This window comes from Pseudomonas sp. S3_B11 (assembly GCF_054667715.1).
In genome coordinates this window covers 1,314,819-1,336,631 of the sequence record NZ_CP162749.1, presented here as the reverse complement: position 1 = coordinate 1,336,631, position 21,813 = coordinate 1,314,819, and the positions used below count along the sequence as shown (strand labels likewise).

30 protein-coding genes and 1 pseudogene are annotated in these 21,813 nt (G+C 55.3%); 11 read left to right on the top strand and 20 right to left on the bottom strand.

Annotated elements, in window-relative coordinates; translation table 11 throughout:
• Positions 1-129 precede the first annotated feature (129 nt).
• Positions 130-642, bottom strand: coding sequence for an anti-virulence regulator CigR family protein (locus tag AB4O22_RS06315; RefSeq protein ID WP_223471373.1), 513 nt, complete (start codon positions 640-642; stop codon positions 130-132).
• A 129-nt stretch (positions 643-771) separates the two neighbouring features.
• Between AB4O22_RS06315 and AB4O22_RS06310 the strand changes: the two genes are divergently transcribed.
• Entirely contained in the window at positions 772-1,983 is a 1,212-nt protein-coding gene (locus tag AB4O22_RS06310) for an MFS transporter (RefSeq protein ID WP_460096002.1), read from the top strand.
• Positions 1,984-2,215: 232 nt separating this feature from the next.
• Positions 2,216-2,422 carry a hypothetical protein gene (locus tag AB4O22_RS06305; protein WP_027912993.1) on the top strand — a complete coding sequence of 69 codons (207 nt, stop codon included), beginning with the start codon at positions 2,216-2,218 and terminating at the stop codon, positions 2,420-2,422.
• Between the two features lie 53 nt (positions 2,423-2,475).
• On the opposite strand, the gene AB4O22_RS06300 is transcribed toward AB4O22_RS06305, so the two are convergent.
• The 3 genes from AB4O22_RS06300 to AB4O22_RS06290 all read right to left on the bottom strand — a co-directional run bounded on the left by AB4O22_RS06300 (position 2,476) and on the right by AB4O22_RS06290 (position 4,349).
• Positions 2,476-2,784, bottom strand: coding sequence for an AzlD family protein (locus tag AB4O22_RS06300; RefSeq protein WP_003203770.1), 309 nt, complete (start codon positions 2,782-2,784; stop codon positions 2,476-2,478).
• Positions 2,781-3,491, bottom strand: a complete 711-nt coding sequence (locus tag AB4O22_RS06295; RefSeq protein WP_223471368.1) for an AzlC family ABC transporter permease — start codon at positions 3,489-3,491, stop codon at positions 2,781-2,783. Before AB4O22_RS06295 ends, AB4O22_RS06300 begins: the two co-directional genes overlap by 4 nt.
• A gap of 93 nt (positions 3,492-3,584) precedes the next feature.
• Positions 3,585-4,349 (bottom strand): sulfite exporter TauE/SafE family protein, encoded by a 765-nt coding sequence (locus AB4O22_RS06290; RefSeq protein WP_028236718.1) that lies wholly within the window; start codon positions 4,347-4,349, stop codon positions 3,585-3,587.
• A gap of 233 nt (positions 4,350-4,582) precedes the next feature.
• Between AB4O22_RS06290 and AB4O22_RS06285 the strand changes: the two genes are divergently transcribed.
• Positions 4,583-5,497: a LysR family transcriptional regulator gene (locus AB4O22_RS06285; protein WP_460096001.1), complete on the top strand. Its 915-nt coding sequence runs from the start codon at positions 4,583-4,585 to the stop codon at positions 5,495-5,497.
• Between the two features lie 238 nt (positions 5,498-5,735).
• Positions 5,736-6,164: a DUF2628 domain-containing protein gene (locus AB4O22_RS06280; protein WP_003203778.1), complete on the top strand. Its 429-nt coding sequence runs from the start codon at positions 5,736-5,738 to the stop codon at positions 6,162-6,164.
• A 121-nt stretch (positions 6,165-6,285) separates the two neighbouring features.
• On the opposite strand, the gene AB4O22_RS06275 is transcribed toward AB4O22_RS06280, so the two are convergent.
• The 3 genes from AB4O22_RS06275 to AB4O22_RS06265 all read right to left on the bottom strand — a co-directional run bounded on the left by AB4O22_RS06275 (position 6,286) and on the right by AB4O22_RS06265 (position 7,851).
• Complete coding sequence (locus AB4O22_RS06275; RefSeq protein WP_100264111.1) at positions 6,286-6,555, bottom strand: YceK/YidQ family lipoprotein; 270 nt, start codon at positions 6,553-6,555, stop codon at positions 6,286-6,288.
• 229 nt (positions 6,556-6,784) lie between these two features.
• Positions 6,785-7,093: an antibiotic biosynthesis monooxygenase family protein gene (locus tag AB4O22_RS06270; RefSeq protein WP_100264112.1), complete on the bottom strand. Its 309-nt coding sequence runs from the start codon at positions 7,091-7,093 to the stop codon at positions 6,785-6,787.
• Between the two features lie 44 nt (positions 7,094-7,137).
• Positions 7,138-7,851: a helix-turn-helix transcriptional regulator gene (locus AB4O22_RS06265; RefSeq protein ID WP_460096000.1), complete on the bottom strand. Its 714-nt coding sequence runs from the start codon at positions 7,849-7,851 to the stop codon at positions 7,138-7,140.
• 587 nt (positions 7,852-8,438) lie between these two features.
• On the opposite strand from AB4O22_RS06265, the pseudogene AB4O22_RS06260 reads away from it, so the two are divergent.
• Positions 8,439-8,539, top strand: a pseudogene (locus tag AB4O22_RS06260) (transposase domain-containing protein); the annotation flags it as partial.
• A gap of 15 nt (positions 8,540-8,554) precedes the next feature.
• On the opposite strand, the gene AB4O22_RS06255 reads toward AB4O22_RS06260, so the two are convergent.
• The 5 genes from AB4O22_RS06255 to AB4O22_RS06235 form a co-directional block, all read right to left on the bottom strand.
• Positions 8,555-8,953, bottom strand: coding sequence for a hypothetical protein (locus AB4O22_RS06255; protein WP_100264135.1), 399 nt, complete (start codon positions 8,951-8,953; stop codon positions 8,555-8,557).
• 84 nt (positions 8,954-9,037) lie between these two features.
• The gene (locus AB4O22_RS06250; protein WP_003203782.1) at positions 9,038-9,319 is read right to left on the bottom strand and encodes a hypothetical protein; all 282 of its coding nucleotides are present in this window, start codon (positions 9,317-9,319) and stop codon (positions 9,038-9,040) included.
• Positions 9,320-9,502: 183 nt separating this feature from the next.
• Positions 9,503-9,871: a hypothetical protein gene (locus AB4O22_RS06245; protein ID WP_003203784.1), complete on the bottom strand. Its 369-nt coding sequence runs from the start codon at positions 9,869-9,871 to the stop codon at positions 9,503-9,505.
• Positions 9,872-10,019: 148 nt separating this feature from the next.
• A complete protein-coding gene (locus tag AB4O22_RS06240; RefSeq protein WP_100264114.1) occupies positions 10,020-10,427 on the bottom strand; it encodes a hypothetical protein in 408 nt (135 codons plus the stop codon).
• A gap of 119 nt (positions 10,428-10,546) precedes the next feature.
• Positions 10,547-10,996, bottom strand: coding sequence for a PACE efflux transporter (locus AB4O22_RS06235; protein ID WP_013693812.1), 450 nt, complete (start codon positions 10,994-10,996; stop codon positions 10,547-10,549).
• 106 nt (positions 10,997-11,102) lie between these two features.
• Between AB4O22_RS06235 and AB4O22_RS06230 the strand changes: the two genes are divergently transcribed.
• Both AB4O22_RS06230 and AB4O22_RS06225 read left to right on the top strand, forming a co-directional pair.
• A complete protein-coding gene (locus tag AB4O22_RS06230; protein ID WP_100264115.1) occupies positions 11,103-11,987 on the top strand; it encodes a LysR substrate-binding domain-containing protein in 885 nt (294 codons plus the stop codon).
• Between the two features lie 625 nt (positions 11,988-12,612).
• The gene (locus AB4O22_RS06225; protein ID WP_003203789.1) at positions 12,613-12,822 is read left to right on the top strand and encodes a hypothetical protein; all 210 of its coding nucleotides are present in this window, start codon (positions 12,613-12,615) and stop codon (positions 12,820-12,822) included.
• A gap of 137 nt (positions 12,823-12,959) precedes the next feature.
• Here AB4O22_RS06225 and AB4O22_RS06220 read toward each other — a convergent pair whose 3' ends face one another.
• The 7 genes from AB4O22_RS06220 to AB4O22_RS06190 form a co-directional block, all read right to left on the bottom strand.
• Complete coding sequence (locus tag AB4O22_RS06220; RefSeq protein WP_003203790.1) at positions 12,960-13,691, bottom strand: purine nucleoside phosphorylase YfiH/LACC1 family protein; 732 nt, start codon at positions 13,689-13,691, stop codon at positions 12,960-12,962.
• Positions 13,692-13,881: 190 nt separating this feature from the next.
• On the bottom strand, positions 13,882-14,319 hold the full coding sequence (locus tag AB4O22_RS06215; protein ID WP_033028208.1) for a GNAT family N-acetyltransferase: 438 nt from the start codon (positions 14,317-14,319) through the stop codon (positions 13,882-13,884).
• A 63-nt stretch (positions 14,320-14,382) separates the two neighbouring features.
• On the bottom strand, positions 14,383-14,889 hold the full coding sequence (locus tag AB4O22_RS06210; RefSeq protein ID WP_038858727.1) for a P-loop nucleotide/nucleoside kinase family protein: 507 nt from the start codon (positions 14,887-14,889) through the stop codon (positions 14,383-14,385).
• A 307-nt stretch (positions 14,890-15,196) separates the two neighbouring features.
• Entirely contained in the window at positions 15,197-15,397 is a 201-nt protein-coding gene (locus tag AB4O22_RS06205; protein ID WP_013693816.1) for a hypothetical protein, read from the bottom strand.
• A gap of 105 nt (positions 15,398-15,502) precedes the next feature.
• Positions 15,503-15,928 (bottom strand): hypothetical protein, encoded by a 426-nt coding sequence (locus AB4O22_RS06200; RefSeq protein WP_223471362.1) that lies wholly within the window; start codon positions 15,926-15,928, stop codon positions 15,503-15,505.
• Positions 15,929-16,181: 253 nt separating this feature from the next.
• Entirely contained in the window at positions 16,182-16,400 is a 219-nt protein-coding gene (locus AB4O22_RS06195) for a hypothetical protein (RefSeq protein WP_043042785.1), read from the bottom strand.
• Positions 16,401-16,461: 61 nt separating this feature from the next.
• The gene (locus AB4O22_RS06190; RefSeq protein ID WP_043042784.1) at positions 16,462-17,007 is read right to left on the bottom strand and encodes a DUF4410 domain-containing protein; all 546 of its coding nucleotides are present in this window, start codon (positions 17,005-17,007) and stop codon (positions 16,462-16,464) included.
• Positions 17,008-17,695: 688 nt separating this feature from the next.
• On the opposite strand from AB4O22_RS06190, the gene AB4O22_RS06185 reads away from it, so the two are divergent.
• The 3 genes from AB4O22_RS06185 (at position 17,696) to AB4O22_RS06175 (ending at position 19,009) form a co-directional block, all read left to right on the top strand.
• The gene (locus AB4O22_RS06185) at positions 17,696-18,136 is read left to right on the top strand and encodes a hypothetical protein (protein WP_460095998.1); all 441 of its coding nucleotides are present in this window, start codon (positions 17,696-17,698) and stop codon (positions 18,134-18,136) included.
• 268 nt (positions 18,137-18,404) lie between these two features.
• Positions 18,405-18,698: a type II toxin-antitoxin system RelE/ParE family toxin gene (locus AB4O22_RS06180; RefSeq protein ID WP_038858735.1), complete on the top strand. Its 294-nt coding sequence runs from the start codon at positions 18,405-18,407 to the stop codon at positions 18,696-18,698.
• A 2-nt stretch (positions 18,699-18,700) separates the two neighbouring features.
• Positions 18,701-19,009 (top strand): addiction module antidote protein, encoded by a 309-nt coding sequence (locus AB4O22_RS06175; RefSeq protein ID WP_038858737.1) that lies wholly within the window; start codon positions 18,701-18,703, stop codon positions 19,007-19,009.
• Positions 19,010-19,694: 685 nt separating this feature from the next.
• Here the strand turns inward: AB4O22_RS06175 and AB4O22_RS06170 are convergent.
• Positions 19,695-20,210 (bottom strand): hypothetical protein, encoded by a 516-nt coding sequence (locus AB4O22_RS06170; RefSeq protein WP_223471358.1) that lies wholly within the window; start codon positions 20,208-20,210, stop codon positions 19,695-19,697.
• 489 nt (positions 20,211-20,699) lie between these two features.
• Here AB4O22_RS06170 and AB4O22_RS06165 point away from each other — a divergent pair, with 489 nt between their 5' ends.
• Positions 20,700-21,560: an AraC family transcriptional regulator gene (locus AB4O22_RS06165; protein ID WP_263292939.1), complete on the top strand. Its 861-nt coding sequence runs from the start codon at positions 20,700-20,702 to the stop codon at positions 21,558-21,560.
• Positions 21,561-21,813: the final 253 nt, after the last annotated feature.

Below are 21,813 nucleotides of genomic sequence, written 5' to 3'. Positions count from 1 at the left end.
AAAATTGTGGGAGCGAGCTTGCTCGCGAAGGCGTCGAGTCGGCCAACATCAATGTTGAATGACCCACCGTTTTCGCGGGCAGGCTCGCTCCCACAGGCGTTTTGCTTAACTGATTGGCATTACTCCGACTTAGTCGAACGCGCCATTGAGCACTTCATAGATGATGCCAGTGGCGATCGCCACCAGGATCAGGTCCGTGCCGACCTGTTGCCACTCATAACCGTCATAGTGCGGCAACCGCCCCAGCAGTCGCCCATCGAGCTTTTTGGCGATACCGGGTGGCAACGGCTTGCCTCGTGCAAGATTTTTCTGGATGCCTGGCGGCAGCGCCGGGCCGGGGCTCCAGTAATCGCGATATCCGCCAATCACACCGAGGATGCCGCCGCGGTCGAGGCTCGGGCCGTTATGCCAATCACCGCCGCCACCACCTTGGTTGCCTTTGCCGCCCTGGTTACCCTTGTTACCGGGATTTCCTTGACCGCCCTTGTTGCCTTGCCCGCCTTTGCCTCCCTGTCCGTGGCCAGGACCTTGATCGAATTGAGCATTTCCCTTGCCGTTGCCCGGGTCCGCGACAACAATGCCAGGGCCAGCCGCCAGGGCGAAACAGGTCACTGCAGCAATCAACGAGCGCGATTTGAACATGGCAGTTCTCTCAAAAAAGGGATGACCCCTGTAAAGATATAGAGACTAACGATGATATTAGTTCCATATCACGCTGAGCGCCGTTTGCCTGGACCGGATAACACCTGAACACAGCAATCAAGGAGTTTCATGCGCAAGGATTACCTGGCTTTTTTCGTCTCGATGTTCCTCTCCCGGTTGGCCGACCAGATTTTGCTGTTCATCGTCCCGCTGATTGTTTTCCAGACCACCAACAGCGTCGCCTGGGCAGGCCTGGCCTTTTTCGTCGAGTCCTTGCCACGCTACCTGGCGTTCCCGATCTGCGGCGCGCTGTGCGACAAGTTTTCGCCGATTCGCATCCTGCACATCAGCCAGGTCTATCGCGCCGTCGCCTGCGGGGTGACGGTCGTGCTCCATGGTGTCTTCGGCGGTATCTATTGGATCGTCGCGCTCTCGGCCCTGTGCGGCGTGCTGACCACGCAGGGCATCATGGCCCGCGAAGTGGTGATGCCGTACATCTTCAAGCACTACACCTACACCAAGACCCTGTCCTACTCGCAAATCGCCGACCAGACCGGTTTGGTACTGGGCCCGCTGATCGCTGCGCTGCTGCTTGAGGTGTGGGCGTGGCACTGGGTGGTGCTGGCGATTGCCGGGCTGTTCCTGCTGGCGGACCTGGCGATGCTGTACTGGCAACGCATCAGTTCGGTCACCCTGGAAACCTTCGAGCAGCATCACGACCTCTGGCTGAACCCGCTGCGCATTGCCTTAGGCCACATTCGCAACCTGGCGGAACTGAAAAAGATCATCAGCCTGGCAGTGGGCGTCAACCTGATCATCGGCGTCACCCTCGCCACCTCGGCGGCCATGGTCATCGGCCATTACGGCGCCGGCAAGGATGACTACGCAGGCTTACAGGCAGCCGGTGCCGTCACCACCATCCTCATCCTGTTTCTCCTGGCTCGGGTCACCTTGCCCTTGAAACTACTGGGTGCCCTCTCCTACACGCTGATTGCCGTCGGCGCCTTCATCACCGCCCTCAGCCCGAACACAGGGGGCTACGTCGTCGGTTTCTTGCTGATTGTCGGTTTCGACAAAATGTTCAACGTCTACTTCCGTACCCTCCGCCAGCAAGTCATTCCGCCCCAGGACTTCGGCAAGACCGTCGGCGTCATCACACTGCTCAACAACCTGTCGCAACCGCTCGCGGGCCTGCTGGTCGCGGTACTGGCCGCGCCGGTCGGAACGCAGCGGGTGATTCTGCTGCTGGCGGTTGCCACCAGTCTGATCGGAGCCGCAGTGGTTGTGCTGCACAGGCATTCGACATACCGATCAAGCGTCTACAACGCCGAGACCGACTGACCCTATCGGGGGGGCGGATTGTATTATCAGTGACTTATTGTTGAGGCATGGTTGCAACGTTGCCGACGTCAATGCACGCCTGCCCGCCATTCGTCACCTGTCGAGTGTCGGGGCCAACAGGCGGCCACGTCTGGCTCAGGGTTTGCACTGGCCTGTCTCAGCAGCCAAGAACGACGTAATTCTGACGCGGCGGCAAATTAATCAATGCTTGGTCAGCAAACGGAGATGTACCGTGTCAACTCTCAACGAAATCGCAGCGAATCACGCGAGAATGGCAAAGTTAAAGGAAGAAGAGTCGATGCGGCTGAGTGCGCTTCAGGGTCAGGTGGTGGGGAGTTTTGAAATTCCACCCATCGAGGCGCCACAGGAGATGTCGCTGCACTTCATGACGGGCGTACAGGATCACTCGTTTGGGGAAGCGGCGGCGCTGAGTTTTTGACCTGGGTATTGATGGGGTTTCGTCGCTCGCTTGTTCGCGGGCGACTCGACCTTTCAGAACTGCCTGGCTAAAGCAGCTGCAAGTATGCCGGCCGCAATTGCCGGCAGCGGTTTTTTCAGTGTCAGCATGACGATTGCCGTGGTCAGCAAAGCCAGGCGCGCGCCGTTGTCACCTTTAACCGCCAGCGGAGCCAACACCGCCACCAACACCGAACCGGACATGGCCGTGATGAACTGCTGCACCCGATAGTTGATCGGCACGAACGACATCACGAAAACACCGCCCCACCGAGTCGCCAATGTCACTGCGGCCATTATCAATATGACAACCAGGGTGCCGTAACCCGCCGTTTCAATGCTCATTGTTTTTTCTCCATCCACAGCGCGCCCAGAATGCCCCCCGCCAAAGCGCCGACCACGACATGACTGTTCGCCGGCAAGTACCAGTAAGCCAACAGCGATGAGCAGGCCGCCACGGTCCAGATGATGAACATGCGCAGGTTTTTCTTCCCGCCGACGACCATCGCCAACAAGAAACAGCCCATCACCATATCGAGCCCGAAACTGACCGGGTTCTCAATGGCGCTGCCAAAATGAAGCCCCAGCCAACTGCCCAGGATCCACGCGACCCAGAGTGCAATGCCGCCGCCGAATAAAAGCCCGAGCCCCGGCTTGCCACGACTGAACGCCTGCATCGCCATGGCCCAGTTGGCGTCCGAAACAACCAGCATGACACCGTAGCGCTTGGCAACGGGCAGCTCCCGCAGCCACGGGTAAAGCGTCGCGCCCATCAATAAGTGCCGGGCGTTGATGGCGAAGACGGTGATCATCAGCGGAACGACCGGCACTTGCTGGCCCCATAGGTCCAGCGCGGCAAATTGAGAAGCGCCGGCAAAAACCAGCGCGCTCATGAGCACCGCTGACGTATCACTCAAGCCCGTTTGCGCAGCCGCCAGGCCGAAAGCAACGCCGAACACGACGACGAAAAGAGAGATGGGGATCAGCTGTTTGAAACCGTCGTAGATGTGATTCAACGTCAGCGCGTGCAGGTGGGGTTCAACATTCGACAAAACAGGGCCTCTTCTGAATATCTGCGGGGCAAAAACCGAGAGTATGGGGCTGAATCTGCTTGCCGAACACTTTTTGGCGGGGCAATGGGCAACTCAACCCGCCGAGATCAGGTCATAGGACAGCTTGCTGATCAGGATCACCAGCAGCACCAGGAACAGCGCGCGAACAAAGGGCACTCCCTTGCGCACCGCCAGCCAGGTGCCGGTCAGCGCGCCAAAGATATTGAACAGCGCCATCGGCAGCGCTACCAAGTAGAGCACGTTGCCGCTCGGGATAAAGAACAGCAGCGCCGCGACATTGGTGGCGATATTCACCAGCTTGGCCGACGCCGAGGCGTGCAGGAAGTCGAAGGCGAAGCAGCGAATGAACAGGAAGATCAGGAAGCTGCCGGTGCCCGGTCCGAACAAACCGTCGTAGAAACCGATGGCGCCACCGATCAGTACCGCCAGCAGCTTCTCCTTGGTGCCGATGCGCATGGGCTTGTGCAGGCTGCCGAAGTCCTTTTTCCAGAAGGTGTAGATCGCCATCAATATGATTAGCACCAACACCGCCGGGCGCATCAGTGCCTGCGGCACGATCGATACCGTCGCCGCGCCAGCGAAGGCCATGACAAAGGCCGCGCCAGCGGCAGGAACCACCAGGCTCCAGTCGATCACCACCTTGCGCACGAACGAGCGCGCAGCAAAGGCCGTGCCGCAGGCCGCCGCGACCTTGTTGGTGCCGAGCAGCGCTGCGGGCTGGGCGCTGGGCAACACATTGAACAGTGCCGGGATCTGGATCAGGCCGCCGCCGCCGACGGCCGCATCGATCAGGCCGGCGGCGAAGGCGAAGACACATAGCAGGACGATATCGAACATTGAATCAGGCTCTGGCAATAAAGGGGTGGGTGGTCGAGAGGGGGGCTTTTGGCACCCGCCATTCGTGGGTCGCTTCACCCGCAAGAGCGGTTGCTTTTCTGAGTGTTTCATCCAGCGTCGACATATCCATCGCTCCTGTTTAGCTACGTCCTTGTGCTGAGAGCGGGAAGGCTAACGGAAAGGGCTTTTTTGTGTTGCAATGTCATATTGTGAAAAGTGCAATGAGGTAGCCGGTGGCGCTGGATATGTTGGCTGATCTTGAAGCCTTTGCGACGGTGGCCCGCAAGCGCAGCTTTGTCGTCGCAGCCCGCGGCCTGGGGCGCTCCCCCAGCTCGCTGACCCGCGCCATTCAAGGGCTGGAAGAACGCAGCGGGGTCAAGCTGTTCAATCGCTCGGCCAATGCCGTGACGCTGACCGAGGCCGGCGAGCGGCTACTGCCCCACGCCTACAGAATGCTCGATCTGCAACGTGAGGCGGACGAGGACCTGGCCGGGCTCAGCGGCCTGGCCACCGGCTGGATCCGCTTTTCCGCACCGCAATCCTTCGCCCACACGGTGATCCCCGGGTTGATCGCCCAGTACAGCCAGCGTTATCCCGATGTCAGCGTGGATGTGATCTTCACCGATGCGGCGGTCGATCCGGTCAAGGGCAAGCTGGACTTTTCGATTCGTGGCGCCTTTCCACAATCCAGCGACCTGATCGGCTACCCGCTGTGGAGCTATTCGCGCTACCTCTACGCCAGCCCTGGCTACCTGGAACGATGCGGGCTGCCGGCTTCCATCGAGGCGCTGGAACAGCACGCATTGATCCTGCACACGGCACCGCGGATTCTCAAGGAATGGAATTTTCGTGGGCTGGGCCAGGCCGGCAGCTTTCGCGTGCACCCCAAGTTTCGCTTCAGTTCCGGCGCGGCGGTGTTCCAGGCTGCGCTGGCCGGTGCCGGGATTGCCCGCCTGGCCGACTGGCTGGCGGAGCCGGAAGTGGCGGCGGGACGCCTGGCGCGGGTGTTCCCCGAGTACAAGCTGACCTCCAGCACAGGTGAAGACCCGCGCATGCATGCGGTCTATCCAGCCGGCAACCTGCCGTTGCGGGTCAAGAACCTGCTGGACATGATCCGTGTCTACGGAGACAGCGTCAGCCGCTCCTGAAAGTCGGCCGGCGCCCCCGCTGAAAAAAATAGAGTGAAGCACGTCACAGACCAGGCGACCGCTCAAGTGGCCAGTGCGGAATGTTCCACACCAACGGCCATAAAACGGCAAAATAAACACCTCAGGCGATTCACTCGCGCCCTTTGTCAAAGATCAAAGCAATCAATGCGCTAGAAACAGAGCACAGGATTTCTTGGAAGAAAGAAAAATTACTAATGGAAAGCAGGAGCCTTGCAAAATGAGCACAACTGAACAAGTACAAAGCACGGGTAAATACAGCGCCAAGTGGCAGGAACGCTTTGACTTCTTTGAAACCTATGGTGCACCAAACGACCCACGCTACAAGGAAGCCGTCAAGACGCTGCCAGGCGTCAAGAAGAAAATCCTCATCAACGCCAACGTGATTGCATTTTTCTTCGGCCCTATCTACCTGTTCGTCCTCGGCCTCTGGAAGAAAAACCTCGCCCTGCTGGGTATTTTCCTGGCGATCAATATCGCATTGAGCGTGATTTTCGCAATCCTCGGCATGGAGTTTCCTCGGCCGTTGAGTACAGGCCTGAGCATCGCCCTGTCGATGATGTACGCACTCATGGCCAACTACGCCTACTACCTCAAGGAAGTGAAAGGTGAGCAAGGCTGGAACCCGTTCAAAGGCATGCGTCTCTGATTGCAGGCTTGGGTCATCAAGAGCCCGCACCTCATCATGAGTGTGCGGGCTTGTTGTTTCTGAGTCGTGGGAGTCTGGATAACCCAGCCTACGGACCTGCGAAGTCTTCGGGCGGGTCCGATTAGTTCCGAGTCGGTTCTTCAGCAAACACGGTATACGGCAGCAATAGCGTATCGGTGACCAAGCTGAATGGCAGGTCAATCAACGCCAACGGCACCAAGGCACGAAACACTCCGGCGTTTTCATCCGTTGCGGCCTTGATCACTTCAATATCGGTGGAGGTCCCGCAATACGGATGGGGACCACAACGTGGACGATCATCGAAGGTTTCAGAGAGCGTCGAACAACCTGCCAGCAGCACAACGGCCAATATGCCTAGGAACAATTTCATGCGATCACTCACGAATACGGACCGGAAGAAGAGCGATCCGCACTCTACTCCAAGCCCTGTGAAACGGGCGACATAAGTTACATGTCTTGCATCAGTGCGCCGTACTCCCGTCAGAAACAACGACCCGAACGTCAGTCTCTCTGAGGATACTTACGCTGGAAGTAACGACACCGATGCCTGACAGCAAGGGCATCGGTGTCTCTTGTCCGCTCTGGCAGTCCGTCGAGGGTCAACTCATCTCTGGAACGAGGTGACTCAGGAACGTCAGGTTTTCAATGGCGTGCATATACCCAGAGAATCTCGGATCGCCATCGTTGAACGCCTTTGCCGCTTTTTGCGCGTTCTCAAGACTGTCCCACATGGCCAAGTCCACGAAGACTCGATCGTCGCTCATAGGGCAGTAGGCACGGTACTCGATCAAACCAGGAAAGCTCTTTAATGTTTCACGAAGCCCTGCGCGGAGCCCAGGCATTTGCGCAACGCATTCCTGCTTGACCTTGAAAATGGCAAGTTCGAGTACATGAGACGAGTGCTGCATGGGAATGACCTTCTGCGTGTTAAGGAGTCCCCATTATCAGTGGCTCATACTGACAGCGTAGTGTCAGTAGCGGTGATCGCTTTCCACTGGCTTGCCTGGTGCTTCATATACGCTTGGAGGTCAAGGGCAGGATTGTTGGGTGATGGTTGTTGGGCAACAGCGATGGAGGTGATGCGATCGACCCGAAAATCGCGGTAAGCCGTTCTGGTGCAACACCAGCTTCCAACTGTCCACTTTCCTCCCCAGTAGAAAAGACCAAGGGGGCAAATGAGGCGTTGCGAAACCGCACCGTCCAAACGGGTATACGTTATTTTCAGCGCCTGAGTGTTTTCGATGGCATCGCGAAGCGTTGCCAGATGACCACGCGTGGAGGAAGGTGTTGTTCCAAGTGCCCTGATTTTTGCCGTGCTGGGGTCAACCTTGTGATGGACCAGAGACGCTGAGATTTTGCTCAACAACATCCTTGCAGCAGCACTCAGATCGTTATCGGCGGAGGCTGAAAGCATTTCCATCCCGAGCATCAATGCATCCAGTTCGAGCCTGTTCAACGTTAAAGGCGGCATCTCGAAGTCGGCGTCCAAGGCATATCCCACACCGGTGGTCCCATAGATTGGGATTCCACTGAAGGAAAGGTCATCGATGTATCGATAGATCGAGCGAACGGAAACGCCAATTCGGCTCGCCAGTCGTTCAGCAGAGATTGGCTGATGGATACGAATCAGATTCACCAATTGAAATAAGCGATCAGCTTTACGCACCTTGTGCGCTCAACTGAGGGTTCAAGGCATTCTGTTCCATCAGTGGAAATGGCATCCGTAAACTCCTGTTATCGGCCAATGAAGCAACAGGAGTTTGCCCCACGGGAGAGTGCATCTCAATAGATGGACTCCCTCACCCTGAGCGTGGCCACCCTGACGGCAGGTTCGGCAGACGTCTACGAAGAAACATCAGCCGAAACTCAACTGCCTTAACGACCTGAATGTTGTTTTTTTACACCAGTTCTAGTCTTTCGCTCAAAATAGGCATGAACGAACCACAGTGCCAGGGCAAACCCGGCAAAGCCAAAAATGAAGAGCAATACCTCTATTGCAGCACCCTCATGAGAAAACATTGTGTTCACCTCATCCGTAAGTGGGTTGACCGAAAATCGCCACGCTTAAAATCTCTCGTAACAATCCAAACATTTTCAGGGTAGTCGCCAACAACCTGCGTGGCAACCCTCAGCCCGGTATAAACCCCCGGTCTAGACGAGTCGCCGACCAATGACACCCTACCCCGGCGCGCCCAATATCATCGTCGATAATGAGTTCTTCTAGCATCGGCACCCGGTTGATCCAGACTGCATGCATGGCTGAATGGTCATGACCCGATTCTTATCTGAAGGAGGTTCGCGCGCGCCTGCCGACGCAGCGGGCGAGTGAAATCAATCAGCTACTGCCGCATCAGCGGACTGAATTACGTTCAAGCTGGACTGGTAATTACAGCGTCTGGAGTCAAGCCGCGCCAAGCGATGGGGGACAGCAGGAATACAAAGATAAGGAACGCCAACTGGGACAGATAGAACGGCTCCAGCCACTGCTGCTTCAATGCGACGTATAAGGTGTTGTGAGCTACGTCGACCAAGATGATCGCAGCCGTAAGCACAATTCCGGCTCTTGGCTTGAGGAACAGGAGCAGAGCTGCGAGCGGGTCAAAAAATGTAAGCGCTCCCCAAAAGATACGGCTCGCCAAATAAGCGCCAGGTCCGTATCCGTAGTCCCAGAGCAAACCATGTAAAGCATCCGTACGGATGTGATTAGCCGTGGCGACAAGAAGGCAACATGCAAACAACATTCTGACGAAGAATGACAACCTTTGCATGGTTTTATCTACAGTCGCCATCTAAGCCCTGCATCATAGCGGGATCGGAGTGGTTAACGACCATCAGGACCGCCAGTGCTGACATTACCGCCGAGGGCAGCCTATCTTGAATGTCCGAATAGATAGCGCTTCATTACGCGCATCTTTTTCGTTCTGAGCCTTCATGGTGAAGCTACCGTCCTGGTAGCTGCGAGCCATAGCCTGGTTATTCTTGTCGATCTCGGCGTAGATGCGAGCGCACTCGCTGGCTGTTGCTTCAGGAGTCGTTGGCAGGGGCGCATTCTCGATATCGAGAACGTACTGAGATTTCTGATAGGCGCAGCCGGTCAGGGCCAAGAGAGCAAGTATTGCGAGGTTTTTTTTCATGAGATTTCCATATCGTAAATTGAGGACTCACATCCGGTAGCGGATCAATAGAGAACCCTGCGGCTTTCCTCGTACTGGGAAACCGGGCACCGACCACGATTATGAGTTTCCCCATAATCAAGGTCTGTTCACGTTTGCCCTACCCACACCAATTTTCAACTGCAAACGCGTTGAGCTATTGACCTATTCAACGACCGAACGGCTGTTGCGCCAGAACAGGTACGCCAACCCCACCGGCGCTACGAAAATCGCGAACGACCAGCACATGGCCATGGTGAAAGCCTTCACCATCAGCATGAACAGTGCATTCACGAAAAAAACATTGTTGCCCATGATGTAGCCGACAACGCTTTCGTAGACGAACCGAGAGTACGGATAAAGCAAAGTATTGATGATCGCCAACACGATCAGCCCAGGCTTCGCACCGATTCCTGCGGGGCTGTTGGCCGCCAAGGAGATGATCATCACTGTAAACACCAGCCCAAAAAGAAACTGGCGGATGTAGTAACTGGTCGTAAGACCGCCAAACGTCTTGGCGAAAAATGAGCGCATAAGAGATCCCTCTGGAATGCTGATTTAAACGAGGCGCCACCATACCAGCATCATTTATTCACGCAAGATCAAACAGGCTCAGGCCAACGAGTAGATGTCTGATTGCGGAAAACACGTCGCCAACAAGGCAAACTCATGTCAAATCGGCTTAACCGCGAATGCGTCGCTCAATGAAGTCATAATCTTCCTGGCAATCGCCGGAAGGGTCTGACGCCACACTTACGTAGTGCACCGTGTCGACATCGATCAACTTGTACGTGTAGACATCTGGCATACGCACGCCATCGGTTCTCAATTCATTCTTGCCATTGGCAGCGGACCAGGTGCCATGTTCGGTTTGAATTGGCTGAGTCTGTTGGGCATCCCGGAAAAAGGTGATGGTGAAACGACCGTCGGGCTTGAAGTCATTTTTCCAGGAGAGGAACTGGCATTTGCCGTTTTCTGCCCGCAGGCCTTTCCATGAACCGATCAAGGATGGGTCGTTGGCCGACTTGTTGGCGGCGCAGCCAAGGAGAGTTGCAGCCAGGACGAGGACCAGGGAGAAATTCCGTTTCACGTAGTACTTCCTTGTTCAATGAAATGCGGCGCGTTGCGAATGCCCCGAGTCGTGCCAAATTGTAACGACTTTCGGCCAGGAATAACTCACTGCCTCCCATACAAATTCCTGCAACTGACTCAACGGGCGTTGGATACAGAACCCTGATCGGCCTGCGCCGAAAGCGGAACATCAAACACCCGATCAAACAGCCATTGAAAAACCAGCGAGTAAAAAAAGAAGAACACAAACAGTCCCAGATTGGTCATCAGCGCCAGCCATAGACTGATACCTAGCCACGCAGCAATCACCGGGGTAAGAATCAACGTCAAGCCGCCTTCAAATCCCAGGGAGTGAAGCAGCCGTCGCTGCCAGTTGCGATGGCGACTGGGTTGGCGACGTTCCCACCACTCGAACAGGCCGTTGAAAAGCATGTTCCAAGCCAGCGCGACGGCAGAAATCACCAGCGACAGCAGAGTTGAATAGCCCATCCCTTGTTCGTAGGTCAGCGCGAGCGCCGGGGCCACGAACAGCACGCCGCCGGCTTCGTAGAGGATGGCCTGAAGGATTTTACGGGGCGTGCCTTGCATCGCTGGGCTCCTGGAGCGAGGTGGGAGACCACAGCCTGGCAAGTTGAGCACCCGCGCACAATTGAGCTAAATTGAGCCACGCTCAACCTGAGTAACCTACCCACCCATGTTCGCCAAACTGCCCCTCACCGCCTTGCGCGGCTTCGAGTCCGCTGCACGACTGGGCAGCTTCAAGGCAGCGGCCCAGGAACTGAACGTCAGCCCGGCGGCGATCTCCCATCAGGTCAAAAGCCTTGAAGCCTTCCTTGGCGTGCGGCTGTTCGAACGCTCCAGCCAAAGCGTACGCCTGAGCGCCGATGGCGAGCGCCTTCAGCCGTTCATGCACCGCGCCCTGCTTGATATCCAACATGGCCTGCAGGTGCTGTCGCCGCCTTGTGCTGCCCAGTCCTTGGTGGTGAGCACGACGCCGGCATTCGCCAGCCTGTGGCTGATACCGCGGCTCGGGGATTTTCATCGGTTGTACCCCGAGATCGACGTCAGGCTGCATACCAGCAACGACGTGGTCGACCTGCAGCGTGACGCCAGCATCGACCTGGCGATCCGCGCCCTCTTCATGCCTGACCCACAGCTGTTCGAACAGCCTTTGCTGGACGAGTACTTTGGCGTGTATTGCCGTCCCGGCTGGCAACCGCCCGCAGCGGGCTCGTCCATCGAACTGATCGACGTGCCGTGGCTGAGCAGTGCAAAGGTGGCGGTCGACTGGCCTGCATGGTGCGCCAAAGCCAAGACCCTGGGCTGGCTGGAGAACGCGCGTTTTCGACGTTATGACGAGGAGCAGCATGCCCTGCAGGCGGCGATCGCCGGGCACGGGCTGGTGCTCGCCAGCAATGTGCTGGTTGCTGAGGCTGTTGCGCGTGGGGAGCTGGTTGATTATCGCCCTGAGGTTCGCTTGGCGGGTGCGCGGTATACGGTGGTGTGTGTGCCGGGACGGGAGCGGCAGACGGCGGTGCGGGGGTTTAGTGAGTGGTTGTTGGGGGTGATTAATGAGTAAAGCCTATTCGCAACTACAAACTTTCATTCTGCCTTCAGCGCCATGAAAGCATCGTTCCCGCAGAAGCTGGAAGTCCAAAAGCTGCGAGATGGAACTGCTTAAAAGTCCATCCATTATCGGTCCACCGAATAATCGTGATCTGCTCTCGCCCTGTAAAACTGAGCTATTCAATGTCCATATTGCTCCGGTACTCATCAAGCGGAATACCCGACCTGGAGCCGACAATGACCCCGGTCAAACCGCAGTCGGGACAGCACGCATGCCTGTCCTGATACCACTTAAGGATCTCGGAAGGCTTCAACCATAGACCGCATCCCGTACAAAGACAGCGTTCACTTGCCGCTATTTCTTCACGGTTGTTCCAACTATGGTTATCTGCCCACTCTGCTAGTATCTGAAGGCGCTTTTTTCTGTTTTCATCCATACCTGAGGCCTGTTCGGTACCATAATCCACCCAGCAGATCCTGAAAGCAGCACGTCGACCATCGTGGTCTGTCTCTGTCCCCCCGGACTCGTCTACCGACGAAACGAGCGACTGAAATTGCTGTTTCATAAGTGGGCATCCATTTAACTACGCAAGGCGTGCTTGCGGTACGCTTACCGAGGATCGCGAGGTGGAGCTACGATGCTGGACATATTAGTGGACTTCGTTCTCGAACCTGTGGCGCGGGCAATTTTTTATCCAATCGGTTGGCCGATAGTCAAGCTCATCAGTTGGGGCCGCTACCCGAGTAAAGGTATGTGGTTCAAGGATACGCCCGAGTCGAACTGGACGATGGGATTAGGAATTGCTGCTGTGGTGATTGCGATAATGGTGGCGCTGCACCAGTTCTAGACCCCGTATCCGTACAATGTTGGGTTTGAATGGAGACGAGGCTATTCGAAAGCCGTTTCCGCCGTTCTCTGCACAAAGTAAGTTCCCTGTCCGCGTTATCTACCTCAAGCATTCTGCCTCATGCTGATATTCCACCCTCAGCGAATCTGCTCCCCTTGACGTCTTATCCAAGAATACTGGAAGGTTTTAGGTTCGGCTCGATGGCTCCTCCGCCGGTAGCTGCCCAGATCAGCGCCGCAGCAATAAGTACAATGTCCAAGCACCTGGACCTGTTCACGACTTACACCACTCCCCGCCAGGTGATACAACGCATATTTTCGTAGATCGAACCAGGCTTCATTATGTGTGGCCTCGGGCTCGACCCATGGCGTATTCGCGGGTGGCACTCTGTGGGCCGTCCACGGAGGAGAATCGTTTTGCCAAAGATGGCTATCGGCATGTTCAATACGCTCGACAAACGTCCTGTTCACCTCATAACAACAGGGGCCGATGGAGGGGCCTATTGCTATTCGCAATCCAGCGAGAGGAGCACCTTCCTTCTCTAACCGGCTTAACGAATGGCCGAGGATGCCAGCTTTCAACCCCTGCCACCCGGCGTGGATTGCCGCTACAAGTGGTTGATCTACCGACGCCACCAACACCGGTAAGCAATCGGCAGTGATGACCGCTACTGCATCCCGAACTCCTCTTGAGAACAGTGCATCGGCGACAGGGCGTTCACCCCGCCCTACCACGTCAGCATCGATGATGACCGTACCATGAGCCTGAGTGCAGTAACGTGTTCCTTCCGGCAGCGTTAAATTTCCAGAAGTTTCGAAACCATGATCTATGCCGGGGATATCGAGCAGCAACGAGGCGTGGTAGGTCATAAAGCAGATCCTATTGATGGGAATCCGTGATACCGACGCAACTTCGGCATGGAGGGCGGATCAAGCCCGTAGATACCCGCGCCGCGCAGATGCCACGGAGTTATGGGCTTAAGTCCAGCGCCAGGGAGCGCAAGGTGACTTCGCAGGACGTTCTTTGGTCAGGGTGACGTGCTAGCCGAATTTAAACCTACTATGCCCCGGAAGAATCATACCGTTTGACAAACCGGCGCTCGTCGACCGCGTAACCGTGCTGTTGATAAAAAGTGTGAGCCTGTATTCGATGATCACTGCTAGTCACCTCAGCTCGGACGCAAAGCTGCTCTGTAAAAAACGCGTCAGCAGCGGAAACAAGCATTGCCCCTACTCCTTGTCCTCGGAAATTTTCATCAATGACAAGGGAAGTTATGCGTCCGAGCCTACCCGGCTGATGAAACAGCTCAAGTACGTGCAAGCTTATGACACCGACAATATTTTTACCGTCTTGTGCCAGCAGCACGGTATCGCGAGCGCTAAGCTCTAAAGCCTCAAGCTTATCTCGGATTAGCTTTTGCGAGACTTGGTAGCCTAACTGGCCTAGGAGTTTGGATACCGATTCTGCATCGGCTAGTAAGGCTTTTCGCACTTTCATGTTGTTCTCAACTGGGTATTGCATAGGCTCGCCCATCATTTGTATCCGAGCGGCGCAGGGATGCTACTCACTGGACAAAAATCGGTCGATGATCATCGAGACCGCTTGCACCGGAGAGGTCAAGGCTGTGTCTATGCAAAACGGAGCTTCCTCCCACTGCTCATATTCATGATCCAGTACAGACTGCCAAGTGGGTGGAGTCAGCCCGGGAACATCAACCATCCTTGTTTCGACCCGGCGCTGATGCTCATGTTTATCGGAGCAAATCACTTGGATATTTGCCAATCGAATACCAGCCTGTGAGGCGATTTCGCTCCACGCGACTCGGCTTTCGAGGACGGGATTGACACAATCAACAATGACTGTGCGCCCCAAACGAAGGTTGCTCAGGGCGAGCTCATTAGCAACCATGTAACCACTGCGTCCCACATCTCGCGCAAGAGCACCCGAGTTTCGAATCGCCTGTTCAATCGTATCGATCCGCAGGTACACGGCGCCTGTTGCAGCGGCAAGATCATTGGCGATAGTCGTTTTTCCGGTGCCGGGAAGGCCGCTGAAGACGATGAGCATTCCATGTCCTTCGATGAGTGAGCTAACCCAGTGTAGCCAGCAACCAGTTATGCGGCAGCGAGACCAAGGGACAGACTACGATTTTAAACTCGTACTGGACGCAATCTTTCACATCCCTTTCACAGCCGAGCGCCTATGGTCATCTCAGCTCCTAGTGAAACCCTTTTAGCCCGGCCTCCCCAGTCGGGCTTTTCTTTGCGCGCCAAAGGTACGCCGACGCCGTGAAACCAGGGACAAGACCACGATTTTGGCCCCCTTGTAATCGGCCCGTTTCATATCGTGGGTGTGACCCATTTCCCTTCATGCTTCAATGAAGAACCCTGCGACTCTCCCCAATCCTGATCCTGTCGAGCGCCCTGTTTAAAGCATCCAAGGCATCGAGCAGGGCTTTCGCCTCAGCCTCCCGACCATCGCCCCAGAGGCGTTCCGCCATTTTGTTCAGTGCCTGGATGGAGCGCTCAATGTCAGCAGCCGTCGCTGCTTTGCTTTCCTGAAGTTTCTTTGGCATTGATCAACCCTCCCTGGGGGCGTTGCTTCATCAGCTTCGACGCAGATACATCACGGCAGAACGCTATGCAGGTGCTCCCTACCCATCCCCCGCCGATGCCCCCAATCAGCGCTTCGCGGACTCACACTGGACGCGCTGGTCATGATTGTCGATATTCCCGCAACTACTGCTGCCGGTGGTGGCATTGCAGTAGGCGCGCTGGTCATGGTCATCAATGTTGCCGCAGGAACTGCTACCCGTCTCCGCGTTGCATCGCGCACGCAAGTCATGATTATCGATGTTGCCGCAACTGCTGCCGCCCTGCTTGGCATTGCAATAGGCACGCTGGTCATGATCATCAATGTTGCCGCAGGAACTGCCTCCCAGCTCTGCGTTACACGCCGCACGCAAATCGTGATTATCAATGTTCCCGCAACTGCTGCCGCTTTCCCTGGCATTGCAATAAGCGCGCTGGTCATGATCATCGATGTTGCCACAACCGGCAAAGGCGTAACCGCTGAACATCAATACCATCGCAAGAATCACTTTCATTTCATACGTTCCTGGGCCTGCCAGGAAACAGCCTGGCACTGGTTGATCCTGTTTTATTGAGCGTCGCGACACGCTATCAAATTGACATCATTTTAAGGAAAAGTTCCGGAGCCGGATTGAGTGAAGCTGGAGGGATGCAGCCGGGCGTGAGGTGGGAAACAGGGGGACAGACCACGATTTTGAGTTCATCTGTAATCAGCCCGTCTCATAATCGTGGCCTGCCCCGCGTCCCCTCAATCCTTTAACTCTCACCTCATCTACTCGCACCATAGAAGTGATTCAGCACTATTAGCTCAAACACAGCCACCAATGCGCAGAACGCGATGAAGCCGGGGCTGAAGACCCGCTTGGGCTTGGATGGGCCGTCGCCCAGCCAGGTCGCGTCGGAGTAAAAGGAAAACACTACGAGAAATACCAACAACGCATAGGTCCACGCCTTGCTCCAGACTCCCTGTGTTTTCCATTGAGTCATCCGCGCTCTTCCGCAACCCACTTTATTCGTCGACTCATGACGCCGGTTATCCAGGATCGCATTACTTGGTTTTTGCGCTCTTGATGTCACTGATGATTTTCTGAGAAATAGCCTGGACCTGCTCTTTGGTCATAGCCGACATGACACCTTCCCAAGCCGACGAGGACGTGTCATAGGTGCGAGTTCCAATCAGGTGACCCGATTTCAAGTCCGAGTAGTCGGCACTGGAATTGACCCACGCATTTCCCACCATGACCCCGGCTCCGTAGCGCGCGCCTGGAGTCAGGTAACGGAAATTGGTTACGTTGATCTTGATACCGACACCGTCCTTGCCCTCGAGGCTTGATGCCTGAGCCTCTTTAAGGCTGTAGCCGGCGCGAGTTGCTTCGACTTGCAGGGCGTCATTCCACTCTTGCTTCAAGCGAGGCCAGTCCTCGTTTTGTTGAACCTTGCTGTTGCCTTGAAAGTTTACGATCAGGTTCTGCTTGGCTGACTCCTGAATGACGAGCGTTTCAGTCCCGCCGCTTTTTACAGAGGCAGCGCATCCGCTCAACATCAAAACAGCTACCGCGCAGGACAGCGCAATCGAAAGCTTGGATGTGTTCATTGAATTTCCATATCCACAAAATCGGTTGAGAGAGGAGTTAAATATCCCGCCGAGCCAGATGGGCCCACATGCTGGACGCGCAGAATTTAGCACCATTACTTCGCTGCTACGAGCCAAGGGCGGGCCAGGTGCGTGCATTAATCTAGCGGCCTCAGAATCGTGGTTTGTCACTTCTTAGCGGCGCGAAACCAGCCCTTACGCAGGCGCCTATGGGCAGGTAACAGCCTTTCGAGCCTGCTTCTTGGTCCACAGCAGACGACCATTGATTCGTCCCTCAGACCATGACTCGGTAACCAGAGCGCAATTGCCGCTCAGGTTCTCAACAAACGACCTTGGATAACCTTCAGGCTCATCTCCACCCAGACGCATCCAATTTGGATCTGGCGAGGTCACTGATTGATAAGGCATGCAGGCTGCCAGTGTGACCAGCGAGAGAGTCAAAACTACCTTTTTCATATAAGTCCCAATCAATGGCAACACACCAGGCCACTATGTTGCCACCCAGCCATCTTAAAAACACACCTGAGCTGGCGTCTGTACCCACCCGAGAGCCGAGGAGAGCCGAGGACAGACCACGATTTTTATAGTCGTGGTCTGTCCTCGATCCTCTTCAACCAAACAATCATCGGCATTTTTCCGGCTTGAGATGAGGGGGACGGCATGGTCAAATAACCGATAGCCTTTTGCCATGGATATCTCAGTTGAAGCAGTACCGCGGACCTATCCTATTTTTTTCAGTAATGATCTCACTCTTTGTCCTGCTTCAACTCTGGCATGCACGGTCTGCTTCGGAAGACAAAAAAAGGAGGAGCGAGAACGCCAGCTTAAAGGGACCGCGCTCATCATGAATGCCCAGTCCCAGAAGACGGTCGATGACACTCGCCTTGATTCGGTGACCTATCAAGACGGGATCATGCGTATCTCCTACACGCTTACAAAAACCTCGAAAGATGAAATCAATTCCGACGCATTTACGAAAGACAAAAAAGCTCTTGCGGCCTCTGTATCCTGCGATGAAAAAGGTCTAGGACAGTTCGTGAAGTCGGGGCTCTTGATCAAATACACAATCAATGATTCAAGCAGTGCTCCGATCACTGACTTTCAGATAAGCAAGTCCGATTGCCTTTGAAGGTCAGCCCTGAATAAGCCCGCCTCTCTCGCGGGCTTTTTTATGCGTGCCGTACCCGCCCTCTCGACGTTTCCGCGCAGTCCGTCCCCTCGAACACATCCCACTGACTCCTCTTCGCCGCGTACGCAAAGACTGGGGACAGACTACGGTTTCGCTCATCCTCAGATCCTGGTCTGTCTCTGTTTCCCCCCACCACCGGATTGAGAATATAGGGGGGCGACCAAAATCAGCACTTTGACTTCCTGTATCCAACTGGATACGGTCATTCATGATTTACCGCATACAGCAAACGCAGACGTTCACTGCTTGGCATTCATCGGTCCGTGATCTGCGAGCAAAAAACGCTATTGCCCGCCGCATTGATCGCGCCGCAGCAGGTAACCTGGGTGATGTGAAACCTGTCGGTGATGGTATTTCAGAGTTGCGTGTGGATGTAGGCGCTGGCTACCGGGACTATTTCACCATGCGCGGTGGATTGGTCATCGTGCTACTGGCGGGTGGTGACAAGTCTTCACAGAGTGCTGATATCCGGCGAGCGAAGAAATTGGCAAAGGAGATTTGAACATGAGCCAACACCTGACGACATTTGACATGGCGGCACTACTCGATAGCGACGAAGCCATCAGTGAATACCTTTCCCAAGTGCTGGCTGATGGTGATAGCGAGGAGTTTCTCCGAGCGATCGGCTATGTCGCCAAGGCCCGAGGCATGGCGCAGATCGCTAAGGACTCTGGCATGGGGCGAGAAAGCTTGTACAAGGCGTTCGCACCCGGATCAAAGCCGAGATTTGATACCGTACTCAAGGTCATTCATGCGCTAGGCATTGATCTTCATGCGCAGCCTGGGCATGCAGCTAATCATTCACCTGCCTGACGAACGGATTAGACAGATACAAGAAGCCTGGCACTGGGACCGGGTGATGTTGGGAACAAACCACGATTTTGTATCCGCCGACAATCACCCCGTCCACAATCGTGGTCTGTCCCCGTTTTCCCTCGCAAGAACGGTAATCAGCGCTCCAGACCGGGCAAAGCATGGGCCAGGCTCGTCGGGCAAAGGGTTAGGCAGCCCTGCGTACGCAGTTGAAGCAATGCTGATCGCAGTAAGAACCAACAGCCATGCGAGGGAAACCGGGGGCAGGCCATGATTTGAAATAACTTTACTTGGCTCTCACAATCGTGGCCTGTCCCGGTTTTCTCTATTTAGAAGGTTTGTGCACCGGCAGGGTTGGATGTTTCGGCTTATTTTCCGGGTTTACGTGGCGCCTTCTATCATCCTTACCATCGTCGCGCGCTGGCTTAGGTCCCGGTTTGATGTTGGTTAGCATGCATTTCCCCTTGTGTCCGCAAATTGATTTCGATGTGAAATAGAAAGACGGTGGCGGTGCATCTACCGCGCAACCTTTCTGAGCTTCGCAAAAAATACGTAGCGTCAATTTGCTATGAGTCAAGGCAACGAGCGATCAGGACACAGTCGCTTGAGGAACCGAGCTTGGTGGATCCTGCATAATCGCGGTCGGTCCTTAGATTTGATTATCTTCTGGTGTGATGCTTCGTGTTTAGCAATTGAAAAGTAAATTGCACCGGGCACACCACCCTTCAGCTGCGCTCCGGTTCATTGGAAAACGGAGGAGAGGATGACTTGTATCGGCAACCGTCAAAACCAGTGAGAATCCTATGAATCTACGCCGAATCTCGTCGGCTGGAACGCTCATGCCTGCCCCATCGACTATTTGAATAACGCCGCCCGACACCATGCTGTCAATCTGTTGCCACTCACACTGCCAGCCTGTTACCCACGTGAAGTCTCGAATTTGATAGTCGCCGGTGGCGCTTTGGCATTGAGCGAGCTTCTTGTTGGAGAGGTCAAAGACAAAAAATATGGGGCTTGGATAGCCGAGCAGTTGAGTATCGTCAAGGCTCAGACCTTCTTTTAGGTTGATGGATGCTACAAGTGCTTTTGCTCGTCTCTTGCGCTGTATCAAGTGCCATATGGCGAGGCAAAAAATAGAAACAGAAGCCAGGAAGAGCTGACGTCCATCGACTGAAAGCTTATCGGGCCAAAACTCTATCATGCCCCACAAGAGTCCTATCGTCGTAAGCCCCGATAACCAAGCGGCGGGGATCACTATACTGTTAGCGAGGCTAGCTCCGAGCGTCCTCAAACAGCTTGTCATACTGCATCCAATATCATTTATAGAAGAACTCGTAGGTTATCACTCACAGGGCGCTGACTTATGGGAAAAGGGAAGGGATTTATTTTCTAGTCGGCAGTTGATCCAAGCGAATCCACTCGATGAAAGCTCTCAGCGCAGCGAAGCAAAAAATCAATCTACCCCCTTTTTTTCCTCATTCGACTTGACCAGCACGCGAGGTAGTGAACACCAGCAGAGAACGGCCAGAAGTGGTCATCTGAAATGCCCCCGCCCCTCACATCGCCTTGGAAGAGATCGCATGTGCCAACCCAAAACGTACCTTGAGCAAACGCGGCTAGGCGCGTTCACGTCGCTATAGTCGACTCTATTGCCGACCGTACTTCCAGGAGCCTTTTCCCAGTGTCTGACATGTCGCCCAACTTCGCTTACACAAAACGCTTCAACGCCGTCCTCGCCTACATTAATGAGAATCTCGAAGGTGATCTGTCGGTGAATACGTTGAGCCATGTGGCGAACTTTTCGGCATTTCACTTCCATCGACAATTCACCGCGTTCGTAGGCGTGCCTGTTTCACGTTATGTGCAACTGATGCGATTACGACGCGCGGCGCACCGCCTAGCCGCCGCCGCTGATCACTCGGTACTGGAGGCCGCACTCGGTGCCGGCTTCGAAAGCCCGGAGGCATTTTGCAGGGCGTTCAGGCGGGCGTTCGGTATGACGCCGAGTGCGTTCAGGAAGGAGCCGAACTGGCAGGTCTGGAATGCGGTGTTCGCAATCCCTCATTTTTCCAGGACTATCATCATGCAAATACGAATCGTGCAATTCCCTGAAGTCAGGGTCGCAGCATTTGAACACTGCGGGCCCGCCGGGCTCGTCAATGAGAGCGTGCGCAAGTTCATCGAGTGGCGTAAGCAGAGCGGACAGTCGCCGGTGGCGTCGAGTCGCAGCTTTGGCATTCCCTATGGCAACCCCGATACGACACCTGCGCAAGCATTCCGATTCGCCATCTGCGGCGAGATTCACGAGGCCGTGGCGCCGAATGAGTTCGGCGTGCGCGAAATCGTCATTCCCGGCGGTCGCTGCGTCGTGGTACGACATATGGGGTCACCGGATCACATCGGCGAAACGATCTATCCGATTTACCGCGATTGGCTTCCTGCCAGTGGAGAGGAACTTCGTGACCAGCCGCTGTTCTTCCATTACCTGAGCATCTACCCCGAGACACCGCAGGATCACTGGCAAACTGATGTGTATGTTCCGCTGCAATAGCGGGGCAAGCAGCCTTCCCCCCAAAGCTCGTAAAGGCTCCAAGGCAACCGTCAACAAGAGCGTCTTGCCCACGCCATCGGCCTAAGGTGATTTCGTCAAGACGTACCTACCGGACGGCTACTGAACCAGGGACGAGGCCCTGATGATTTTTAGACCAGGCTTATCCGGTCTGCTTGACGGATTAAGCGGTGCTGTACCACGCTCAGGGAGCGTGGCGGAAAGTAGAACGAGAAACCTGGCGTATAGGAAAGGC

Excerpts from the sequence above, each read along its gene's own strand:
- AB4O22_RS06215 (WP_033028208.1), bottom strand. The coding sequence starts at position 14,319 with ATGAAAGTGCGAAAAGCCTTACTAGCCGATGCAGAATCGGTATCCAAA.
- AB4O22_RS06255 (WP_100264135.1), bottom strand. The coding sequence starts at position 8,953 with ATGCAAAGGTTGTCATTCTTCGTCAGAATGTTGTTTGCATGTTGCCTT.
- AB4O22_RS06275 (WP_100264111.1), bottom strand. The coding sequence starts at position 6,555 with ATGAAATTGTTCCTAGGCATATTGGCCGTTGTGCTGCTGGCAGGTTGT.
- AB4O22_RS06210 (WP_038858727.1), bottom strand. The coding sequence starts at position 14,889 with ATGCTCATCGTCTTCAGCGGCCTTCCCGGCACCGGAAAAACGACTATC.
- AB4O22_RS06205 (WP_013693816.1), bottom strand. The coding sequence starts at position 15,397 with ATGCCAAAGAAACTTCAGGAAAGCAAAGCAGCGACGGCTGCTGACATT.
- AB4O22_RS06170 (WP_223471358.1), bottom strand. The coding sequence starts at position 20,210 with ATGATAGAGTTTTGGCCCGATAAGCTTTCAGTCGATGGACGTCAGCTC.
- AB4O22_RS06225 (WP_003203789.1), top strand. The coding sequence starts at position 12,613 with ATGCTGGACATATTAGTGGACTTCGTTCTCGAACCTGTGGCGCGGGCA.
- AB4O22_RS06200 (WP_223471362.1), bottom strand. The coding sequence starts at position 15,928 with ATGAAAGTGATTCTTGCGATGGTATTGATGTTCAGCGGTTACGCCTTT.
- AB4O22_RS06180 (WP_038858735.1), top strand. The coding sequence starts at position 18,405 with ATGATTTACCGCATACAGCAAACGCAGACGTTCACTGCTTGGCATTCA.
- AB4O22_RS06185 (WP_460095998.1), top strand. The coding sequence starts at position 17,696 with ATGGATATCTCAGTTGAAGCAGTACCGCGGACCTATCCTATTTTTTTC.
- AB4O22_RS06280 (WP_003203778.1), top strand. The coding sequence starts at position 5,736 with ATGAGCACAACTGAACAAGTACAAAGCACGGGTAAATACAGCGCCAAG.
- AB4O22_RS06290 (WP_028236718.1), bottom strand. The coding sequence starts at position 4,349 with ATGTTCGATATCGTCCTGCTATGTGTCTTCGCCTTCGCCGCCGGCCTG.
- AB4O22_RS06175 (WP_038858737.1), top strand. The coding sequence starts at position 18,701 with ATGAGCCAACACCTGACGACATTTGACATGGCGGCACTACTCGATAGC.
- AB4O22_RS06250 (WP_003203782.1), bottom strand. The coding sequence starts at position 9,319 with ATGAAAAAAAACCTCGCAATACTTGCTCTCTTGGCCCTGACCGGCTGC.
- AB4O22_RS06165 (WP_263292939.1), top strand. The coding sequence starts at position 20,700 with ATGTCGCCCAACTTCGCTTACACAAAACGCTTCAACGCCGTCCTCGCC.
- AB4O22_RS06190 (WP_043042784.1), bottom strand. The coding sequence starts at position 17,007 with ATGAACACATCCAAGCTTTCGATTGCGCTGTCCTGCGCGGTAGCTGTT.
- AB4O22_RS06315 (WP_223471373.1), bottom strand. The coding sequence starts at position 642 with ATGTTCAAATCGCGCTCGTTGATTGCTGCAGTGACCTGTTTCGCCCTG.
- AB4O22_RS06300 (WP_003203770.1), bottom strand. The coding sequence starts at position 2,784 with ATGAGCATTGAAACGGCGGGTTACGGCACCCTGGTTGTCATATTGATA.
- AB4O22_RS06235 (WP_013693812.1), bottom strand. The coding sequence starts at position 10,996 with ATGCAAGGCACGCCCCGTAAAATCCTTCAGGCCATCCTCTACGAAGCC.
- AB4O22_RS06195 (WP_043042785.1), bottom strand. The coding sequence starts at position 16,400 with ATGACTCAATGGAAAACACAGGGAGTCTGGAGCAAGGCGTGGACCTAT.
- AB4O22_RS06310 (WP_460096002.1), top strand. The coding sequence starts at position 772 with ATGCGCAAGGATTACCTGGCTTTTTTCGTCTCGATGTTCCTCTCCCGG.
- AB4O22_RS06245 (WP_003203784.1), bottom strand. The coding sequence starts at position 9,871 with ATGCGCTCATTTTTCGCCAAGACGTTTGGCGGTCTTACGACCAGTTAC.
- AB4O22_RS06230 (WP_100264115.1), top strand. The coding sequence starts at position 11,103 with ATGTTCGCCAAACTGCCCCTCACCGCCTTGCGCGGCTTCGAGTCCGCT.
- AB4O22_RS06220 (WP_003203790.1), bottom strand. The coding sequence starts at position 13,691 with ATGACCTACCACGCCTCGTTGCTGCTCGATATCCCCGGCATAGATCAT.
- AB4O22_RS06270 (WP_100264112.1), bottom strand. The coding sequence starts at position 7,093 with ATGCAGCACTCGTCTCATGTACTCGAACTTGCCATTTTCAAGGTCAAG.